Source organism: Staphylococcus sp. 231237_7MaSpsaltlick, from assembly GCF_043107035.1.
Genome location: NZ_JBICNX010000001.1, coordinates 628,992 through 650,083, shown reverse-complemented (window position 1 = coordinate 650,083; position 21,092 = coordinate 628,992). Strand labels below are relative to the sequence as shown.

The 21,092-nt window shown below is 33.0% G+C and carries 22 protein-coding genes; 15 read left to right on the top strand and 7 right to left on the bottom strand.

The annotated features are described in order from the left end of the window. The first annotated feature begins 231 nt into the window (after positions 1-231). The 8 genes from ACF91D_RS03145 (at position 232) to ACF91D_RS03110 (ending at position 8,695) form a co-directional block, all read left to right on the top strand. Positions 232-1,167 (top strand): DUF4352 domain-containing protein, encoded by a 936-nt coding sequence (locus ACF91D_RS03145; RefSeq protein ID WP_327621014.1) that lies wholly within the window; start codon positions 232-234, stop codon positions 1,165-1,167. Between the two features lie 30 nt (positions 1,168-1,197). Continuing rightward, the gene (locus ACF91D_RS03140) at positions 1,198-1,548 is read left to right on the top strand and encodes a DUF4064 domain-containing protein (protein ID WP_327621013.1); all 351 of its coding nucleotides are present in this window, start codon (positions 1,198-1,200) and stop codon (positions 1,546-1,548) included. Between the two features lie 448 nt (positions 1,549-1,996). After that, a complete protein-coding gene (locus ACF91D_RS03135; RefSeq protein WP_392436459.1) occupies positions 1,997-3,109 on the top strand; it encodes a M23 family metallopeptidase in 1,113 nt (370 codons plus the stop codon). A 176-nt stretch (positions 3,110-3,285) separates the two neighbouring features. After that, complete coding sequence (locus ACF91D_RS03130; protein ID WP_107549794.1) at positions 3,286-4,029, top strand: glycerophosphodiester phosphodiesterase family protein; 744 nt, start codon at positions 3,286-3,288, stop codon at positions 4,027-4,029. Between the two features lie 226 nt (positions 4,030-4,255). Further along, positions 4,256-4,684 carry an NAD(+)--rifampin ADP-ribosyltransferase gene (gene arr, locus ACF91D_RS03125; protein WP_039067545.1) on the top strand — a complete coding sequence of 143 codons (429 nt, stop codon included), beginning with the start codon at positions 4,256-4,258 and terminating at the stop codon, positions 4,682-4,684. A gap of 210 nt (positions 4,685-4,894) precedes the next feature. After that, a complete protein-coding gene (locus tag ACF91D_RS03120; RefSeq protein ID WP_327621011.1) occupies positions 4,895-5,836 on the top strand; it encodes a mechanosensitive ion channel in 942 nt (313 codons plus the stop codon). Between the two features lie 338 nt (positions 5,837-6,174). Beyond that, on the top strand, positions 6,175-6,630 hold the full coding sequence (locus tag ACF91D_RS03115) for a MarR family winged helix-turn-helix transcriptional regulator (protein ID WP_039067542.1): 456 nt from the start codon (positions 6,175-6,177) through the stop codon (positions 6,628-6,630). A gap of 421 nt (positions 6,631-7,051) precedes the next feature. Next, positions 7,052-8,695 carry an alpha-keto acid decarboxylase family protein gene (locus tag ACF91D_RS03110; protein ID WP_107548879.1) on the top strand — a complete coding sequence of 548 codons (1,644 nt, stop codon included), beginning with the start codon at positions 7,052-7,054 and terminating at the stop codon, positions 8,693-8,695. A gap of 94 nt (positions 8,696-8,789) precedes the next feature. On the opposite strand, the gene ACF91D_RS03105 is transcribed toward ACF91D_RS03110, so the two are convergent. Beyond that, complete coding sequence (locus ACF91D_RS03105) at positions 8,790-10,016, bottom strand: NADH-dependent flavin oxidoreductase (RefSeq protein WP_392436475.1); 1,227 nt, start codon at positions 10,014-10,016, stop codon at positions 8,790-8,792. 258 nt (positions 10,017-10,274) lie between these two features. On the opposite strand from ACF91D_RS03105, the gene ACF91D_RS03100 reads away from it, so the two are divergent. The 6 genes from ACF91D_RS03100 to ACF91D_RS03075 all read left to right on the top strand — a co-directional run bounded on the left by ACF91D_RS03100 (position 10,275) and on the right by ACF91D_RS03075 (position 14,687). Continuing rightward, positions 10,275-11,279 carry an LLM class flavin-dependent oxidoreductase gene (locus ACF91D_RS03100; RefSeq protein WP_107549792.1) on the top strand — a complete coding sequence of 335 codons (1,005 nt, stop codon included), beginning with the start codon at positions 10,275-10,277 and terminating at the stop codon, positions 11,277-11,279. 20 nt (positions 11,280-11,299) lie between these two features. After that, positions 11,300-11,632, top strand: a complete 333-nt coding sequence (locus ACF91D_RS03095; RefSeq protein ID WP_039067536.1) for a glycine cleavage system H family protein — start codon at positions 11,300-11,302, stop codon at positions 11,630-11,632. 3 nt (positions 11,633-11,635) lie between these two features. After that, complete coding sequence (locus tag ACF91D_RS03090; protein ID WP_101094085.1) at positions 11,636-12,421, top strand: protein-ADP-ribose hydrolase; 786 nt, start codon at positions 11,636-11,638, stop codon at positions 12,419-12,421. Beyond that, a complete protein-coding gene (locus tag ACF91D_RS03085) occupies positions 12,414-13,298 on the top strand; it encodes an NAD-dependent deacetylase (RefSeq protein WP_327621010.1) in 885 nt (294 codons plus the stop codon). The genes ACF91D_RS03090 and ACF91D_RS03085 overlap by 8 nt, the downstream gene beginning before the upstream one ends. A gap of 9 nt (positions 13,299-13,307) precedes the next feature. Then, a complete protein-coding gene (lplA, locus tag ACF91D_RS03080) occupies positions 13,308-14,330 on the top strand; it encodes a lipoate--protein ligase (protein WP_107549790.1) in 1,023 nt (340 codons plus the stop codon). A gap of 156 nt (positions 14,331-14,486) precedes the next feature. Further along, complete coding sequence (locus tag ACF91D_RS03075) at positions 14,487-14,687, top strand: hypothetical protein (protein WP_327621009.1); 201 nt, start codon at positions 14,487-14,489, stop codon at positions 14,685-14,687. A gap of 97 nt (positions 14,688-14,784) precedes the next feature. On the opposite strand, the gene ACF91D_RS03070 is transcribed toward ACF91D_RS03075, so the two are convergent. Together ACF91D_RS03070 and ACF91D_RS03065 are read right to left on the bottom strand one after the other, a co-directional pair. Beyond that, positions 14,785-15,117, bottom strand: coding sequence for a YflT domain-containing protein (locus ACF91D_RS03070; protein WP_101050210.1), 333 nt, complete (start codon positions 15,115-15,117; stop codon positions 14,785-14,787). 43 nt (positions 15,118-15,160) lie between these two features. After that, the gene (locus tag ACF91D_RS03065) at positions 15,161-15,559 is read right to left on the bottom strand and encodes a hypothetical protein (RefSeq protein ID WP_318759623.1); all 399 of its coding nucleotides are present in this window, start codon (positions 15,557-15,559) and stop codon (positions 15,161-15,163) included. Between the two features lie 202 nt (positions 15,560-15,761). On the opposite strand from ACF91D_RS03065, the gene ACF91D_RS03060 reads away from it, so the two are divergent. Further along, the gene (locus ACF91D_RS03060) at positions 15,762-16,751 is read left to right on the top strand and encodes a Gfo/Idh/MocA family protein (RefSeq protein ID WP_101094082.1); all 990 of its coding nucleotides are present in this window, start codon (positions 15,762-15,764) and stop codon (positions 16,749-16,751) included. A gap of 259 nt (positions 16,752-17,010) precedes the next feature. Here ACF91D_RS03060 and larC read toward each other — a convergent pair whose 3' ends face one another. Genes larC through larA form a run of 4 tightly spaced genes read right to left on the bottom strand, consistent with a single transcriptional unit; the run spans position 17,011 to position 21,092 of the window. After that, on the bottom strand, positions 17,011-18,192 hold the full coding sequence (larC, locus tag ACF91D_RS03055; protein WP_327621007.1) for a nickel pincer cofactor biosynthesis protein LarC: 1,182 nt from the start codon (positions 18,190-18,192) through the stop codon (positions 17,011-17,013). Between the two features lie 16 nt (positions 18,193-18,208). Then, a complete protein-coding gene (gene larB / locus ACF91D_RS03050; protein WP_327621006.1) occupies positions 18,209-18,967 on the bottom strand; it encodes a nickel pincer cofactor biosynthesis protein LarB in 759 nt (252 codons plus the stop codon). A 21-nt stretch (positions 18,968-18,988) separates the two neighbouring features. Continuing rightward, complete coding sequence (gene larE, locus ACF91D_RS03045) at positions 18,989-19,813, bottom strand: ATP-dependent sacrificial sulfur transferase LarE (protein WP_039067524.1); 825 nt, start codon at positions 19,811-19,813, stop codon at positions 18,989-18,991. Positions 19,814-19,829: 16 nt separating this feature from the next. Continuing rightward, positions 19,830-21,092 (bottom strand): nickel-dependent lactate racemase, encoded by a 1,263-nt coding sequence (gene larA, locus ACF91D_RS03040; RefSeq protein ID WP_069793217.1) that lies wholly within the window; start codon positions 21,090-21,092, stop codon positions 19,830-19,832.

Here is a 21,092-nt window from a genome sequence, read left to right as displayed (position 1 = left end):
GAATTACTGTGCGTAATTTTGTTTCAAAATTAATTGTTTCCAAAGTCATTTTTGTATTATATATACATTTTTCAAAAAGAATACATTAATAATTTTGAAATTGACACAAATTTCAAAAAATACATTGATTTTAACTAAAAGTATTATAAGATAATGTAGTATGCTTTAAAAATATTTTAAAGTAGAGATAAATTAATTTTATCGTTGAACGTAAAATGGGGGAGTGGGAAAATGAAAAAACTATTGTTTTTTGCTGTTTTAATCATATGTATATTAGCTGGATGTAATACAGAAAGTAAAGATACTAAATCTGACCGAAAAGAAGATAATAAATCAAAAGCTACTAACACAATGAAGAATTTTAAAATTGGGCAAGTGGTGGACGCTGATGGTGTAGATGTGAAATTAGCAAAAGTAGAATACGTAAACAACTATGATGAATATAGTGAACCGCAAAATGGTAGGGTTATTAAAGTATATTTAAAATTTAAAAATAATAACAAAGATCAAGTGTTAGTTGATTCGACTGATTTTAGTATGAAGGTAAAAGGTGAAAATTATCAAGAATGGTATGGGGATAGTGAAGAATATTCTGGTTTTTCACATCAATTGAACAAAGGGAATACTGGGTCAGGTTTTATTACATATGATGTTCCTGAAAGTGACACTTATACTTTAGAAATGGATGCTACTCCAAATTTTGAAAATGTTAAGGCAAAATGGGAGATAAAGAAAGATGATATAAAAGAAATAAGTAATCAATCAAATAATAATTCTGTTTCAGAAAGTAGTAATAAAGAAAATTTGAGTGACACAGAAGCTGATGAAGAAGCTAATGCTGAAATAGAAGAGAATGAAAGTGATGAAATAACATATCCAGCAGAAATGTATAATACATTAGTTGATGAATACAATGAACTCACAGATGGTGAGAAAATGGATCATGTTGAAAATGAAGTGCTGGAGATCGAATATGATCAATTAGAAGCACGTGTTGAAGAATTGTACAATAAAAAAATGGAAGAAGAAGACCAAGCATTTGAAGAAGAAATGAAACAACAAGATGAAGCATATGAAAAAGAAATGAATGAAATAGATAAAGAGTACGAAGAAGAAATGAAACAAAGTGAAGAAGAAGAGACAACTACTGAAGACGAAGCAGCGTAGTAACAAAAAATATAAAAAGAGGTAATTTAAATGAATGAAAATATTGATAAAAAACAAACAAATAGAGTAGCTGAGATGATTTTAGGAATACTAGGCAGTATCTTCGGTATTATAGGTGGTTTATTCGCTATAATGGTCGATGGAATTGGTAAAGAATTTGGAGCAACAGATAGTGGGAGTATTACTGGATTGGGCATAGCAGTAATATTAACGTGTATAATAACATTGATTCTTAGTTGTGTAATAAACAGAAAGAGAGTACTAATAGGTGTATTATTAATTATAGGTGGTATTTTAAATATCATTTTTATAAGTTTTTTCGGTATTTTGTCAGGCATATTAATATTAGTGGCTGGTATTTTAGCATTAATAAGAAAGTAATATAGTAACTAATAAAAAACATGAAACGATCCGAGACATAAATTATGTCTCGGTTTTTTATTATGTCTTAATTAATATGGGTGATTATTAACTAAACAGATATAAAGAATCACTTTAAAGGTAATTCTATGAAAGTACAACTTTTAATTTGTAAAGTTAGTGGCATATATACAAGATTCAATCAGACTTTTTAGCAAAAAATCACCTGAGTTATCCTGGATAGAATAGAACAACAAGACTATGTTCGAAAAGCGTATCACAAGACTAAGCTACTATTCTTTTTTCTATAATTTAAACCTGTAACAAAAGGCCATATTAGGAATATTCAAAAAAATTACAGCTATCTCAAAATAATTACCAGTAAATTAAAAAACGATGTCTACTATTCTATTAAATCACTTCATCTGATATATTAGCTTAAGAAAAAATTTGGGAGGATTTATTAATTATGAAAAAGTTTGTTACAGCAACGATTGCTACATTGTCATTGGGAGCAATTGGCATAGCACAAGGAGAGGCACAAGCATCTGAAAACGGTCAATCTAATTCACAATATTCAAGTAACCAGTCTTCTAATAGTATTTTTAACTATGGTTATATTGATCAAGATGCTAGTGGGAACTATCATCACACATTAGATGGTAACTGGGACCAATCTATGTTTGATCAACAACAATATTATTTCTATTTAATTGATGGTGAAGGGAATTATCATTATTTTTATTTCCCTATGAATAATCAAAGTGGAAATGCAAATGTATCAATAAATAATGATAATAACTATTCTGCTAATCAAAGCCATGAAGAAGTTCAAAAAGATGGTTATGATGTAAATCAAAGTAGTAAGCAAAACGATACACAAAACAGAAATAGTTCAGACGAAGTTTCTGCTCAAACTTCATCTGAACAAGCAACACCACAAGCAAAATCAAATGTAGACTACAATGATAGTTATACACGTAATGATGGTAACGGGGAACAAAACGTACAACAGAATGCAACATCACAAGCAACATCAAATGCAACATCAAATGCAACAACAAATGAAACATCAAATGCAACAACAAATGAAACATCAAATGCAACAACTAATACAACAGCCCAAGATTCAACAAACCAAAGTACTTCAAACAATACATCGGATTCAAATTCAACAAGCAACTCAAATTCATCAAATTGGTTAACTAAAAACCGTCAATTACAACCATACGGTCAATATCATGGGGGCGGTGCGCACTATGGTGTCGACTACGCTATGGATGAAAATACACCAGTTTATTCATTAACTGATGGTACAGTAACTCAAAGTGGTTGGAGTAATTATGGGGGTGGTAACCAAGTTACTATCCAAGAGAAAAACAGTGATAACTATCAATGGTATATGCATATGAATTCTTTAAATGTTCAAAAAGGACAACAGGTTAAAGAAGGACAACAAATCGGTGCATCAGGTAGTACAGGTAACTCTACTGCTCCTCACTTACACTTCCAACGTATGCAAGGTGGCGTAGGTAATCAATATTCAGTTGATCCTACATCATACGTAAATTCAAAAGCATAATAAATAATTAATTAGTCGTCTTTGAATACCTTTAGTAAGGTGTCAAAGGCGATTTTTTGTTAAGTTATATTTTCTATAAATTACGTCAGGCACTTTAACAAACCATTTAGATTATTTGTAATATCTTAAATGACATATCATAATTACACTAAAATCTATTTGAAAAGGAAGATGAGATGTTTAATATATATGGACACAGAGGATTATCAAGTAAAGCACCTGAAAATACTATAGCAGCATTTGAAGCGGCAGCAAAAGTGACTGGACTAAAATGGGTGGAACTAGATGTTGCAATTACAAAGGATGAACAACTCGTTATTATTCATGATGACTTTTTAGATAGAACCACAGATATAGTTGGTGAAATTACACAATTGGAGTATGAAGAAATTAAGCATGCTTCTGCAGGCAATTGGTTCAGTTCAAAATTTAAGGATGAAAAATTACCGACTTTTGATGAAATAATAACATTTGCTAATAAATTTCAAATGAATTTAAACATTGAGTTAAAGGGTGTGACTGGAAGTAACGGTAGTGATTTATCTTTAAGCATGGTTCAACAAGTAGCTGAAAAATTAAAAGACTTAGATAAAAGCCTAAATGTATTGATATCTAGTTTTAATATTTATTTAGTAAAATTAGCAGAAGTACATATGCCAGCATACAAACGAGCAGTTATCTTCAAAGCAGCAGCGTTTCAAGGAGACTGGAGAACGCTTTTAGATTTTTGTGAATCAACAATTGTTAATATTGAAGATGCAAAGCTTACAAAAAATCGTGTTCGCGCAATAAAAGATGCTGGCTATGAATTAAATGTATGGACAGTAAATAATAAGATGAGAGCAAATCAATTGGCTAATTGGGGAGTGGACGGAGTCTTCACAGATAAAGCGGATGAATTAGTGCATTTAAATAGTTAATCATCGACATGTAATAGTATGAGGATACAAAATAGTAGTGTAATTTTGTATCCTCAATTTATATAAAACTATGCATGATATTGTTGGAAGTATGTTTAATAATTTCAATGAAATATTCCTTTGTGTTTATTATACTATATGAAAAATAAATATTATAGACTATTTATTTTATTAATTGGAACATATAATAGTAAGACGTTTTAGAGAAATGTGGGGGAACTATTTTATGGAAAATCAAAAGCAAGTATTTGAACAAGATTTATATTTACATGGTACAAAAGCTCAGTTGCAGATAGGTGATTTATTGAAGCCTTTGCAAAAATCTAATTACCAAGACCGCATCATGAATCATATTTATTTTACCGGAACATTAGAAGCAGCAAAATGGGGCGCTGAATTGGCTGTAGCTTTAGCCAAAGAAGAAGCAGGCGCACACATTTATATCATAGAGCCACAAGGAGATTTTGAAGATGATCCCAATGTTACAGACAAGAAGTTTCCCGGTAATCCAACGCGCTCATATCGTTCTACTGAGCCATTGAAAATTGTTGCAGAATTAGGTTCATGGGAAAGTCATTCTAAAGAAGAAATCAATCATATGCTAGCAGGAATTGAACAATTGAGAAGTGAAGGTCTAGACATTATAGAAGATTGATAGTTATAAATAAAAATTAATTAGAAGAATAATATCATCGATAGTTCGCTTAATTTATAATTAATTATTTCGTAATATGTTTATTTGGTGTTTGATGAATAAATGATATGTAGTATTACCTTGATTTGCAAAAATATTTTTTAAAAAATTATATAAATATGATTATCTTTATTTTTCTAGGGTATTTTTCCAAAAAAGGGGGCAATTTACATGAGTAAAATTTTAGATTCTTTAATGGGAGCACTTGATAGTGTTATAAGTTTTATCCCAAATATTATAGGTGCATTAATATTCTTAATTATTGCTTGGATTATTGCAGTAATTGTTAAGAATATCATAGTTAAAGGCCTAGGCGCATTAGGTTTTGAGTCTTGGTTACAAGAAAAAGGCTTAGTAGATGCAGAAAGCGGAAAATCTGAGTCAGCAGGTTTAATACAAACCTTTGGTAAGCTAGCATACTTCTTAGTATTCTTACTGTTCTTACCGTCAGTATTTGATTCATTAAATATGCAATCAGTATCAAAACCTATTAAAGGTATGATGAGCAGTATACTTAACTTTGCACCTAAAATTATTGTTGCAATAGTTATATTAGTGATTGGTTTATTTATCGCAAAAGTTTTAGGTACATTAGTGAAAAACATATTATCAAGTTTAAATGTAAGTAAATTTAATCAATATGTTAATTTTGGAAAAAATGAAGATAGCATAGATATTCCAGTAGCAGCTAGTTGGGTAATCACTACGTTAATTGGTTTATTCTTTACAGTTCAAGCGCTTAGCACAGTGAATTTATCTGTATTAAACCAAATTGGTGAAGCGATTATCGGTTACTTACCGCTTGTTATTTCTGCTGCAATCATTTTAGCATTAGGATTAATCGGTGGTAACTTAGTTGCAAAATTTATTAACAAATCAACTGGGAACGGTATGTTGGCTGAAATTGTAAAATATTTAGTCATTATTGTTTCCGTATTTATGACATTAGATCAGCTAAACTTTGCGCAAAGTATTGTTAACGTAGCATTCTTATTAATTTTAGGTGCTGTAGCTGTAGCATTTGCAATTGCGTTTGGTATTGGCGGTAAGTCGTTTGCCGAGAAACAACTTGAAAAATTCTCTAATAAAATCGATTCAGAAAATAAAAAATAATTAAAAGCAGAATTAGTTTTTGCTTTATTAGCGAAAGGACTATTGCTACCAATTTCGGGGCAATGGTCCTTTTTTCTAATTGTGAATTGAATGCAAAAATGATGTATTATATACAATAAAAGGGGTTAAAGTCGTATTGATATATACGTTATTATCGTTTCATTTAAGTGTATAGAGTCAACTGTGGTATAGGGTTGAATGGTTTATAATGAATTAAACAAATAGTAAGTCTGCTATAATTATAAAAATGTTATGGTTATATTGTGTATATATTTCCTAGGAAAAGACAAAATAATTATAACGAAAGTGATTAATATAGATAAGGAATGTGAGTATGAATGGAAGGAAACAATAATGATTATGAAAACTTGTTATTTTACTTTGCGTATAAAACTTTTATAAATACGGCAGATGAAATAATTGAAGATTATGGTTTGAATAGACAACATCACAGATTTTTATTTTTTATAGAAAAAGTTCCAGGTATTACAATTAAAAACCTTTTGAAAAGTATGGAAATTTCTAAACAAGGCAGTCACGCAACTCTGAAAAAACTTAAAGATGAAGCATTTATTGTTGAAAAACAGACAGAAGCTGATAAACGAATTAAAGCCCTTTATCCTACTGAAAAAGGTACAAAATTAGTTCGTGAATTAAACAAAGCGCAGAATGATTTATTTAGAGATATCCAAAAAAAAGTCGGTAATGACTGGTATGCAATTATGGAAGAATTTGCTTCGTATCGTACAGGATTCCAAGAGGTAAAATATTTGAAAGGCGATGTGAAAGATTAAAGCGTTTGTATAATATACAGTTAGCGGTATTAAAATCAAAACTTGTTAAAATATAGCACTGTATGAATACCACTCAACTCTTCACGATTTTGAAAAACTAAATTGCATCGTATAAAAAAGTGTTCCGGGTCATCATTAGATGTCTCGGAATTTTTAATTATAAGTAGAAATAGCACTATTAATATTTCAGCTAATTGCGTTTTAAATTGGATGTCTCTTTAAAAGGGGAGGACATTGTAATCTTAGACCTCTGTAATATCTTTTACGTGCGCCAAACCGTTGTTAAAGTTTAATAATGTTGATATTTATGTGAGTGATTTCGGGAAGGTTCACTTAATAATAAGAGTCAATATTGTTGACCTTTATTATGTTATAAGTTAAATTTGAAGTGTATTAGATATAGAGTAAAGGGGAAATGAAAATGAAAAAACGTGTAGGACAATATCTAATGGACTGTTTGAGCAATGTTGGTGTAGATAAAGTGTTTGGTGTACCAGGAGATTTTAACCTTACCTTTCTAGATGATATTATTAGTCGTAATGACTTAGAATGGGTTGGCAATACGAATGAATTAAATGCAAGTTATGCTGCAGATGGTTATGCAAGGTTAAAGGGCATTGCTGCTATGGTAACGACATTTGGTGTAGGAGAGCTAAGTGCCGTAAACGGTATTGCTGGGTCATATGCAGAACGTGTACCAGTTATTCAAATTACTGGCGCACCGACACGTGCCGTTGAACAAGCTGGTAAATATGTGCATCATTCCTTAGGTGAGGGACATTTTGATGACTATAGAAATATGTATGATTCAATTACGACAGCACAAGCTTATATCACGCCTGAAAATGCACAATCGGAAATTCCGAGAGTGATAAATGCTGCATTATTTGAAAAAAGACCAGTTCATATTCACTTACCAATCGATGTAGCGAATACCGAGATAGAAGTAACAGCATCTTTTGAACTAGCAGAACATCAACATATGGATGTTTCTAAATATATGCAAATGATAGTGGGAAAATTACAAAGTGCAGAACAACCTGTTATCATCACTGGTCACGAAATTAATAGTTTCGGATTACATGAAGCTTTAGAAAAATTTGTAACACAAACCCATATTCCAGTTGCACAATTATCATTAGGTAAAGGTGCATTTAATGAAGAAAGTCCATATTATATGGGGGTTTATGATGGCGCATTAGCAGATAAAGCCATAAGAGACTATGTAGACCAAAGTGATGCAATTTTAAATATCGGTGCAAAATTGACAGATTCAGCCACAGCTGGATATTCTTATCAATTTGATATTGATGACGTAGTAATGATTAATCATCATAATTTTAAAATGAATGAAACGAAAGATAATGATGTATCGTTAGTAGATTTACTAGCTGGATTAAATAAACTCAATTATGTAAATCACACGGATTTTCCGAAATATAAGCGTCCAAGTGCGCATGATTATGATTTGAATGATGACCCTTTAACACAAGAGACTTACTTCAAAATGATGCAGGATTTTATTAAAGATGAAGATGTAATTATAGCTGAGCAAGGAACTTCATTCTTTGGGGCGTATGATTTAGCATTAAATCAACATAATAAATTTATCGGACAACCATTGTGGGGCTCTATTGGTTATACATTACCTGCGACTTTAGGTACACAATTGGCTGATCCTAAACGTAGAAACTTATTATTGATTGGTGACGGTTCGTTACAATTAACTGTACAAGCTATATCTACGATGATAAGGGAAGAAATTAAACCAATTATATTTGTTATAAATAATGATGGCTATACAGTAGAACGTAAAATTCACGGCGAAAATGAAATGTATAACGACATCCAAATGTGGGATTATAAGTTATTACCAACTGTCTTTGGTGGTAAAGATGAAGTATGTACGCATGATGTCAACACGAGTGAAGAATTCCAAAAGGTGTTACTTCAAGTTGAAACACAACCAGATAGAATGCATTTTATAGAAGTGAAAATGGATGTGCATGACGCCCCTCGTAAGTTAAATGCGATAGGTCAGGCATTTGCTAAGCAAAACGGCTAATATGAAAAAATAGTTTGGAATTTATACATTTGTGTTAGATATTTAGATAGTATTTTAAATTAACAAACGCGAAACCATAAAACCAGATAAGGTATTATGGTTCCGCGTTTTTTTCGACTGCAGTATATTCCACTTGGTCATAATTTTCTTCAAGTTTACGTAGTTCGTCACGTGTTTCTTTATTTAAACCTTCGCCGTAATCCATCATCTTAACAATATCTTTAAATGCTGCATATGGGATAGCTAATTCTTCTATATCTTCAAGGGTAACATGTAAATTGATTTTTTCAGGAGTACCATTAGCTAATTTCGATACGAAATCAGGCTCTGTTACAAAAGGTGATGACATACCAACCATATCGGCATGTTTCAATGCGTCCAAGGCACTTTCAGGTGAATTAATTCCACCACTAGCAATAACAGGTACTCTGCCTCTTAGGTAGTCACGGACAACTGCATTTACAAATTGTCCTTTATAATTACCATCTGAACGAACCTTGTTTTGGTAAATTTGACGACCCCAACTAGCAATTGCCAGATATTGTATATCTGCGGTTTCTAAAACCCAGTCTAGATGTTGGTTGAATTCGTCAATTGTATAACCAATGTCGCTCCCGCGTGTTTCTTCAGGTGTGGCACGATAACCTAGTATAAAGTTAGGTGGAGCCTCCTTATCGATAACAGATTGCACAGCAGCTAATATCTCTAAGCCTATACGTGCACGATTCCTTAAATTTTGTGATCCGTATTGATCCGTACGTTGATTAGAAAATGTAGAAAAAAAGGTTTGAATGAGTAGGCGTTGTGCTGCGGAGATTTCAACACCATCAAATCCAGCCTGAATGGCACGTGAAGTTGCATCTGCGTATTGTTTAATCACAGCGTCAATCTTTGTTTGTGACATTGCCAACACTTCATGTTGGATAGGTGAATGTAATGACATAGGACTAGGTCCGTATACTTGACCAAAATTTAAAATAGCTTGGTTTGAAAATCTACCTGCATGTGTAAGTTGCAAAATAGCTTTATTACCATCTTGTTTCATGGCAGTAGCTAATTTTTTTAAACCTGGGATACAGCTGTCATCAATAATACTAAATCCATATTCAAAAAGTTGACCATATGGTTCTATATAAGCAGCACCAGTTACTTGAAGTGGCGCTGCATGTGAACGTCTTTGTGCATAACGCAAGTCTTGGGCTGTAATATGACCATTTTGTGTAGAGGAATTAGTCGTCATGGGTGAAAGTACAAAACGATTATTTAAGTTAACTCCGTTGGGCAGTGTAATTGTTTTGAAAAGTGAATCAAAATTATTTATCATAGCTTTGACCTCATTCTTTGTTGTAATATGTAATTTAAAATTAACATTAATGTGACAGAATGGTCAATTAAACAAGAAATTTCGACATTTTATAAGCAAAATATAACAAAATATTTCTATATCCGTTATTCTATAAAGTGAGAGTAATATGTGTTGAATTTGATATTCTGACTAAATACAATTTAATTTTACATTGCTATAAGTAATAAATATAGAAAAGCATATGTATGTGGTATAACGGGAGTGAATTTAAACTTGGTAAAGTTGAACATATTAGATTATGCTGTCATTGATGAAGGACAAACGGCGGAAGGTGCCTTACAAGACACTGTAAAGTTAGCACAATTAGCAGATGAATTAGGTTATAAACGGTTTTGGATCACGGAACACCATAACGTTCCAGCGTTTGCTTGTGCTAGCCCAGAGTTAATGATGATGCAACTGTTAGCAAAGACACAACGTATACGGCTAGGTTCGGGTGGTGTGATGTTACCACACTATAGTCCATTTAAAGTGGCGGAAAACTTTCGATTGTTAGAGGCGTTTTACCCAATGAGAGTAGATTTAGGTATTGGTAATAATCCGGGTACCTCCAGTGTGAAAAAAGCACTTAATGAAACAAAATCTTACTTTTTAGACTACGAGCAGTCTATATTAGACATAAGAGATTATTTAACTGAAAATAACACAGAACAACGATTAGATAATGTGTTAGCACAACCAAGTATTACGACAGTTCCTCAAATGTGGTTGTTAAGTACAAGTGTTGATTCCGCGAAAATGGCAGGCGAAGTAGGAATGGGGTATACTTTAGGAACATTCTTATTACCAAATGCTACGGCCATCCAAAACGCTAAAGCAAGTGTTCAAGCTTATAGAGCGTCATTTAAACCGACTAAGTTAAATATGAATCCTATAGTTATGACCACGGTGTTTACTGTAGTTGCTGACAATGAGGAATATGCCTCATTATTAGCACAAGCATTAGATGTTTGGCTGTTGGGTAAAAAACAATTTGCAGAATTTAATCGTATGCCATCAATAGCGACAGCTCAAGATTATCAAAAGTCAGAAAGAGATAAACAGTTAATTGCACAAAATCGCGCACGTATGGTTGTTGGGACAAAAGCAACTGTTCAAAGCCAACTAGAGCAAATAATAGAAACATTTGATGCAGACGAACTTATGATTGTCCCATTAATACCAGGTTTCGAAAATCGGAGTCGCACAATAGAATTGATTGCAGAAATGAATTTATAATTAAAGAAAGGAAGATATAAATGAAAAAATTAGCGAATTACTTATGGATTGAAAAAACAGGAGAACAATATGTTTATAGAATGACACCAGAATTACAAGATGATGTAGGAACTGTAGGTTATGTGGCGTTTATGGGTGAAGATAATGTGAAAGTTGACGATGAAATTGTCAGTATCGAAGCTTCAAAAACAGTTTTAGACGTACAATCTCCATTAGCAGGTAAAATTGTGGCACGTAATACCAAGGCAGAAGATGAGCCGACGCTTTTAAATTCTGAAAAGCCAGAAGAGAACTGGTTAGTAAAATTAGAAAACGTTGATGAAGCAGCCTTTAATGCACTTCCAGAGGCATAAAACATGCAACAAGTAGAACGCTTAGCGTATTTGATTGAATATTTATGGCATGAGGCAAATGGTGATAAAACATTAGACTTACCTGATACAGAACAAGCACGTTGGGAGATGTTTAGAAGTTTAATAAATATAAGGCCAGCAAAAGGTATATCTAAAGATTTTATTGATGTACAAGATGCATTATTAAATCAATATAATAAACAACAAGTGACCGATATGGCGTCTTTAACACCATGCTTAGATAACGATATTTATTTATGGCAAGGTGATATTACGCAATTACAAGTAGATGCAATTGTGAATGCGGCCAATAGTAAGTTGTTAGGTTGTTTTGAACCGAATCATAATTGTATAGATAATATTATTCATACAAAAGCAGGTGTACAGTTACGTTTAGCATGCGCAGAGCTAATAGAAAGCCAAGGAAAACAAGAAGGCGTGGGTAAAGCGAAAATTACAGATGCTTATAATTTACCTGCAAATTATGTTATTCATACAGTTGGACCACAAATACGTAAAACGCCAGTGTCACGAATGAATCGTGATTTGCTTGCGCGATGCTATCGAAACTGTTTAGAAATAGCAGACAAGCATCAACTAAAGAGTATTGCTTTTTGTTGTATTTCTACAGGAGTCTTTGGTTTTCCACAAGCAGAAGCCTCTCGAATTGCTATAGATACGGTGTTGAATTATAAACAAACCCATCAATCAGCAATTAAAGTAATATTCAATGTGTTTACTGATATAGATGCTAAGTTATACAAGGAGGGCTTGAAACATAATGACTGAATCAACATGGGACGTCTTAACGACAACATATGACCAACAAGCTGATCAATTAGCTGATGCGTTAGCGGAAGCGGACGCTGTTGTAGTAGGTATTGGTGCCGGTATGTCTGCTGCAGATGGATTTACTTATATCGGAGAAAGGTTCACGCAACATTTTCCAGATTTTATAGCCAAATACGGCTTCTTCGATATGTTACAGGCAAGTCTACATCCTTTTGAAAGTTGGCAAGAGTATTGGGCGTTTGAAAGTCGTTTTGTTGCACTAAACTATTTAGATCAACCTGTAGGTGCCTCTTATGTAGCATTAAAACAAATTTTAGAAGCAAAAGATCACCATATTATTACAACAAATGCTGATAACGCTTTTGCAGTAGCAGATTATGATTTAGAAAAAGTTTTTCATATTCAAGGAGAGTATATTTTATGGCAATGTAGCCAACATTGTCATGCTCAAACCTATCGTGACGATGACGCGATACGCCAAATGGTAGCGCAACAGGAAGGTATGAAGATACCTAGGGAATTAGTGCCGCATTGCCCAAAATGTGATGCGCCTATGGAGATTAATAAACGTAAGGCACAAGTTGGAATGGTGGAAGATGCAGATTTTGTGGAACAATTGTCGCGTTATAATCAATTTCTTAATACGCATAAAGAAGGTAAAGTGCTTTATCTAGAAATAGGTATTGGCTACACGACACCACAATTTGTGAAACATCCTTTTCAACGTATGACACGACAAAATCCAAACGCATTATTCATGACCTTGAATAAAAAAGCTTATCGTATCCCAGAAGATATACGAGAGAGAACAATACATTTAACTGATGATATTTCAACACTGATTTTAGAAGCGAATAAAAAATTAACTGAATAGGAGATGGCTATGTATTTAATTGAACCGATTAGAAATGGTGAATATATAACTGATGGTGCTGTATCATTGGCTATGCAAGTATATGTAAGTGAAAACATATTTTTAAATGAAGATATACTTTTCCCATATTATTGTGATCCTAAAGTAGAGATAGGTCGTTTTCAAAATACTGCTGTAGAAATTAACCAAGATTATTTAGAACAAAATGATATTAAAATTGTGCGTCGTGATACAGGAGGCGGAGCGGTATATGTAGACCGTGGTGCAGTGAATATGTGCTGTATTCTAGAAAAAGATGATACAATTTATGGTAATTTTAAAAAATTTTATGAACCGGGTATTCAAGCATTACATCAGCTTGGAGCCACTGAAGTAGAACAAAGTGGGCGTAATGATTTAGCAATTAATGGTAAAAAGGTATCTGGAGCAGCTATGACACTGATTAAAGGCAGAATTTATGGCGGTTACTCTCTATTGTTAGATGTAGATTATGAACCCATGGTTAATGTTCTTAAACCAAATCGCAAAAAAATCGAATCTAAAGGTATTAAATCAGTACGTTCTCGTGTCGGTAGTATTCGACCATACTTAGCATCAGAATATCAAAATATAACAATAGAAACATTTAAAAATCTAATGGTTAAGCAAGTGCTAGGTGTTGATGATTTAAGTGATGCTAAACGCTATATTTTAACAGATAAAGATTGGAAAGCGATTGATGATATGCTTGAGAAAAAATACAATAACTGGGAGTGGAATTATGGGCGTTCTCCACGTTATGAATATAATCGGGATGCGCGATTAGTAGCAGGAACGATTGACATTAGTTTGGCAGTTGAACAAGGTCGAATTTCAGCATGTCGTATTTATGGTGATTTCTTTGGGCAAGGTGATATTAGTGATGTTGAAAATCAACTACAAGGTGTTCGGGTAGTAAAAGACGATATTATAGCAGCATTAAATGAGTTAGACGTTACATACTATTTTGGTAAAACAACGCCTGAAGAATTAGCCGAGGTTATTTTAAGTTAATTAAAAAGGTAAACTAAGGCGTATACATCAAACGTCGAATAAAAATGAATTTCAGTGTAATTTTAAGTGTCTAAACTAAGCCAAATCCATGTCGTTTGGAAAAATGAATGTCGGGTATAGCAATTATAAGATCTTGACATATAAGGGGGATCCCGTATGGATAAAAATCATATTAAAGAGGCGTTATCTAAACATTCAGACATTATTGTAGAAACTGTTGAACATGAGCGAATAACTGTTAAAGCAATAGAGGATAATAACGATTCGCAATATTTACATGTTACAGAGCCAAAAGACCAACAAGTAGAAATTGATAAAATAACTGACGTACAAGTAAATAATTTTAATCAACTTTAGTCTTAATTATAAATGTACAAAGTACATATAAAACGACCTTCCATCCAATTTAATAATTGTGGAAGGTCGTTATTATTTGTGTCGATAATTATTAGTATTATAAAACATCTCTTGCACGAGAATCAGTAACGATTAATAAGACTTTGCCTTGATCCATGAGTTCTTCGTATTTTTGAGAATCTTCTTCAGAAACACCTAGGGTTTGTAACTTTTCACGCAATTGGTCCCCTTGCTTAGCTACTTCATCTCCCACGTTAGAGCGATTGTAATTAATACCGGATACTTCGGTATTATTTACAATTCTTTCTGTACGATCAGGGTCATGAGTTAATACAAAGACATCTTTTGCATTTATTTTTTGATCTTTTAGTGTATTAATATTTACTTCGATTTCTTCATCATTTGAATATACTTTTACAATTGGTGTCATATATAAAGCCTCCTTAAAAAATTAATAGATTAACTTATTGAATTTACTGATTATCTTGTTCCTGAAGTCTATCATAACGTGCATGTGCAATATAAAAATGTGTGTGTTTAATTGCATAATTATACACTTCTTCTCTTTGAATATCGGTTGGCAATTCAAAATCAGTAACTAGTTTTTCTTCATTTTCGTCTTGGACTTGAGAAACATTACTGTGTGGAACGTTCAATTTTTCTTTAGGATAAGCTAAAGTAATATGTTCCGATGTTTCTTTGATAGCTTGTAAATTTTCTATTTTGAACGCTTCGTTAATATAGTTTTCTACTCTTTTTTCACGTTTACGCTTTCTTTTATTCACCGAAGCTTCATTCCTGTATAGTTTCTTGATGAGTAGGAAGAAAACCACGACTATTATTAAAAATATTATAAAATAAAATATGGACATCTTATAGCCCTCCTTACACATAAAAATGCAAATGTGATTTTATGCCTTTATATTAAGTGTATACCACCAAATTACTTTTAAAAACAAATCTAATGATTTTGTATTATTGATTTTGAATTAAATGCGCCTATAAAGTACACTATATTTATGTAATTAATTATTAAAATAAAAAATACAAATAAATTAAAAAGGGGAATGATTTATGAACATTGGAATTGTTGGGGCGGGAAAAATTGTTAAAGAAGCGCTACCTGTGATGGAGCAAATAGCAGAATATAATTTTCAGAGTCTTGTTTCTTCAGGGAGAAATCCGGAAAATGTAGAGAAGTTACAAAAGCAATTTAATATTAAGCATATTTATGATAGTTATGATGTGTTTTTAGCAGATGACACAATCGACACTATATATCTAGCCGTACCAAATCATTTGCACTTTGATTACGCACGTAAGGCAATTAAACAACATAAACATGTTATATGTGAAAAACCATTTACATTAACAAAAGCAGAATTATTAGAATTAAAAAATCTTGCTGAAGTTCATCAAGTTATTATTATAGAAGCCATTACTAATCTATATTTGAATAATTTTGACGCATTAAAACGCTCCTTACATGAAATAGGGGATAGTAAGATTGCACAATTTAATTATTCGCAGTATTCATCAAGGTATGATGATTTTAAAAAAGATATTATTCAACCTGCATTTGATCCAACTAAAGGTGGCGGAGCGTTAATGGATATCAATGTTTACAATATCCATTTGGCAATTGCTTTATTTGGTAAACCAAACGGAGTAGCCTACTTTGCAAACATAGAAAATAATATCGATACGTCTGGCATTTTACAATTAAATTATGACGGTATAAAAGTTGTATGTATAGGTGCGAAAGACTCTAGTTCAGATAATCAATCTTATATTCAAGGGGATAAAGCAACAATAAATATTAAAGGTCCTACAAATGAATTAAAAGCCTTTGAATTAAAATATAACGATGGTGGTGCACAGTCATATCAGGTTAATCAACATGAACATCGCATGTACGAAGAATTTGTAAAAATTGCCGAAATAATTAATGAGAAAAACTTTGATATAGCTACGCAAAAGTTAGAACACAGTATTCAAGTAATTGAAGTATTAGAACTTGCTCTAGACAGCGCACATATCGAATTAGGCCCTTCAGTTAAATAATATTAGCTTGAACTTGGATGAATTTTCAGGGAACCTGTAACATTATAAATCAAGTTCAAAAAACGCACCTCCCTTCAACTAATGAATGGAAGTGCGTTTATATTTGTTTGAGGATACAATTCAAACTAGAAGGATTGATAAATAAATATTATTGAAGAAGTAAACGAACTCATTTTTTAGCATTATGAGCTCTGTAATACTTTTGGTTTTTAATATTATGGTTACGCCGTGATTTAGTTTTATTTATATTAGTGTTGAGTTAATCCATATCAATATTAATGTGCTTTTGTATAGTTATTTGTATGTCGTTATATACGGTAGCAAAAGGCGTTCCTGATTGAATCGCAGCATTCCGAACATCTTCAAATTCAGGTTTTGCTTTTATAATTTTGTCACCAAACATACCTAATTTCACTAATATTGCGCCGTAATCTGTATGTACGGTTTGAAATTGACGATGTAAGATTTTTCGGTTTACTGTATAACTACGCACACCTAATGATGTCGTATATTTGAGTATATAGTTTTCGAAATATTGTGCTTGCGTAAGACTACAAATAACTGTTAGTTGTGTAGCTGGACGACTCTTTTTCATTGTAATAGGCGTGTAATAAACGTCCAAAGCACCATCGTCTATCACTTGTTCCATAAAAAATCCAAGCATTTCTGGTGTCATGTCATCAAGTTGGCATTCTAATACTTGAACTTGAGCAGGAGTTGCTTCTTTTTTAGAAAATTGAACTGCACGTAATATATTTGGAAAATCAAAATCTTTGGTACCACAACCATAACCAATATTCGATATTGTGACACTTGGTAGTGGCCCGACTTCTGATACTAATGCTTTAATAAAACCAGCGCCTGTCGGGGTCGTTAATTCGCTTGCTACATCAAATGCGGCAAGCGGGATACCTTTGAGTATTTCAGCAGTTGCGGGCGCGGGTACAGGATAAATACCATGTGCAATATTGATTTTTCCGTGTCCGGTAGGAACCGGGGAAGCGAGTAAAGAATCAATGTTTAAGTATTCTAATGCTAAACAACTGCCGATAATATCAATGATTGAATCCATCGCACCTACTTCATGAAAATGTACGTTTTCAACTGACATGCCATGAATTTTTGCTTCTGCATGTGCAATAACATCAAATACTTGGATACTTCGTTCTTTTACTCTAACAGGCAAGGCGCTTTCTGTTATCATTTTAAAAATATCTGTAGCTTTTCTATGGTGATGTGCTGGTTCATAATCGATTGATAATGATGTGGCTTGAATACCTTGTTTATTTTGAGAAGAAAAGTTTAACTTAAATTTGTTTAAAGGCAACTCATTTAAGTACTTTTCAATATAGTTTACATCTGCACCTAAATCGACAAGTGCAGATAGTAACATATCACCTGCAATACCTGCGTGACAATCTAAATAAATTGCATTAGGCATATTGTTTCACTCCTTTCTAATAAGCTTCAATCATTTTTATAATCATCGCAGCATTATAACCGCCACCAAAACCATTATCTATATTGAGGACACTTGTTCCTGGCGCACAGGAATTAACCATTGATAATAGCGTTGTAACGCCTTCTAAATTCGCACCATAACCTATACTAGTAGGAACAGAGTAAACTGGGTGATCTACTAATCCTGATACTACACTTGAAAGGGCGCCTTCCATACCTGCAACGACGATTGAAACTTTACCTTGTCTAATTGCTTCTATATGTGAAAATAAACGATGGATACCTGACACACCTACATCATAAAAACGTTTTACATGTATGCCCATTACTTCAGCAGTAACAGCTGCTTCTTCTGCAACTGGTAAATCAGAAGTTCCGGCGCAAATTATAGACGTGTAATATTTAGATTTTGAGATATTGTTTATAGGGGTACAAATAATACGAGCTGTTTCATGATATTCAAGATGACTATACTTAGCTATAATATCTTGCGCTTTATCATGGTCAACTCTTGTAACTAGAACAACCTCTTCATGTACGAGTAAAGTGCTGATGATATCTATGATTTGTGAAGTTGTTTTTCCTTCACCAAAAATAACTTCTGGAAAGCCTTGGCGTTGCCTCCTATGCAAATCAATTTTGGCAAAACCTAATTCGTCATAATGACTTAATTTAGTCTTGGCTTCTGAAATAGAAAGTTGATTTGATTGGACAGCTTGAAGCAATGAATCTAGAGAATCTTGCTTGTCAGTCATAGTTATGCCACCTTTATGAATTTAATATGCATCTAATGAATCGATGACTTCGTTCATACTTCCTGTACGATAGCCTTCTAAATCTATCGTTACGTAGTCAAAGCCAAGTTCTTTAAGGCGTAGTGTTATTTGTTTTCGATACTGTACTACGGTTGGAATGTCGATATCATTAACTTCTACTCTAGCGATATTATGGTGGTAACGTACTCTAACATTGCTAATATCTAGGCTTAGAATATATTTTTCTGCTTCATTGACTTTATTTACCTTGTCAAAATTCAATGTTTCCCCATAAGGAATACGAGAAGCAAGACTACATAATGCCGGTTTATCCCAAACTGGTAATCCATTGGCCTTACTGATTTCTCTTACTTCGGATTTATATAAATCCGCTTCTTGTAATATACTTCTCACATTAAATTCTGTTCTTGCTTTTAATCCTGGTCTGAAATCATCTAAGTCGTCCATGATCATGCCGTCAAGCACATAGTTAAAGTTGTATTTCTTTCTTAACGCTTCTAATTTTGAGTATAATAAGCACTTGCTGTAATACCAACTATCAGGTGTATTTTCAATAATGTGTGGATCTTTCAATTCTTCAATTTCAGCCTCTATTATTGGCGCGTTAAGTTGATTTGCTAGTTGAATAGCTTGGTCGAATTCTTCATGTCTAAATAACTCAGATTTGACTATAACTGCTTTAACATTTGCATGACCTAATACATCAATAGCCTTTTTTAAAACTAGACTACTATCTACGCCTCCAGAAAAAGCTATAATCACTTTGTTCATATCTTTAAGAATATTTTCTAAATTTTGTTCTTTATTTAAAGTATCAGTTAACATTATTATTCCTCCTAATTTATGATTCAACGTATGGAATCGTTAGTGGTCCTAACGGCATAACGCCAATTGTCATATCTTTCCCATATTTGCTTTCAAGCATTTTTAGTGTGTCATTAATTTCAGTAACTGGATATAGCATAGCGTCTTTAGTCTGTTCATCAGTGAGTTTGGAATATAAATAAACATCTGCAAATGTTTGAATAACAGCTTGTTTTTGAACTTGCCATTGGTCCAACATAGCGAAGTTAGGATCGTTAATCATGTCGACGAGTGCTTGGGGGCTATTAGCCATTTTAAGAATTTCAGCATAGTTTCCGTGATTAGGATATCCATCGCTACATTCTGATAACATAATAATACTGCCACCCTCTTTGACAACTTTGTGTGCAGCGCTCATACCTTTAACAGTTTGATATAAGTTTTGGTCTAAAGGGTATCCGGAGTTAGAAGCTATTACAACATCAAAGGGTTCATCACATTTGAACATGGCATGTTTCTTAGCGTAAGCACATCCTTTGTCGTGGGCTTCATATAATTCTCCGGCAAAAACTTCAGTAATAGCTTTCTCTTTATTTAATGTTACATTGAGCATGAAGTCGGGCTTACACATGGCATTAATTTCCCGGGTCATATCTTGAACAGGATTATCTGTCATATTACCCCAAGTGGAGCGAATATCACCAATCATTTTAGCATTATGGAAGGTCATAATTGTTTCAATACCGGCAATTCCTGGCATGATACCTTTAGGACCACCTGAAAAACCAGCAAAGAAATGTGGTTCAATAAAGCCGGTAACAATTTTGAAATCCGCCTCAACATATGATTTGTTTAGATATACATCACATCCATATTTACTATGCCCAACTTTGCTTAAGGTTGTTTTATCATTACAATGATTATGAACTATTTTGATATTTTTAACGATGTCTTCACCTAACATTTGGACAAGCTCTTCACGAGTTTGATCACGATGTGTACCAGTACCATTAATAATTACAAAATTCTCCAATGGTACATGAGACAATGTTTTTATAAGTAAGGGAACAAGGATATGATTAGGCGTTGGTCTTGTAATATCACTAATCACAATAGCTACAGATTGATGAGCCTGAACCATTTCGCTCAAAGGTCTAGTACCGATAGGGTGACATAAAGCGTTTTGTATTGCACCGATATCATCTTCAAGTGCAGTTAAGTCTTGCGGTTCGATTAAGATACTGTGATCCGGTAACTCAATTTCAACATTGGATTTACCATATAGAATAGTGGTTTTCAA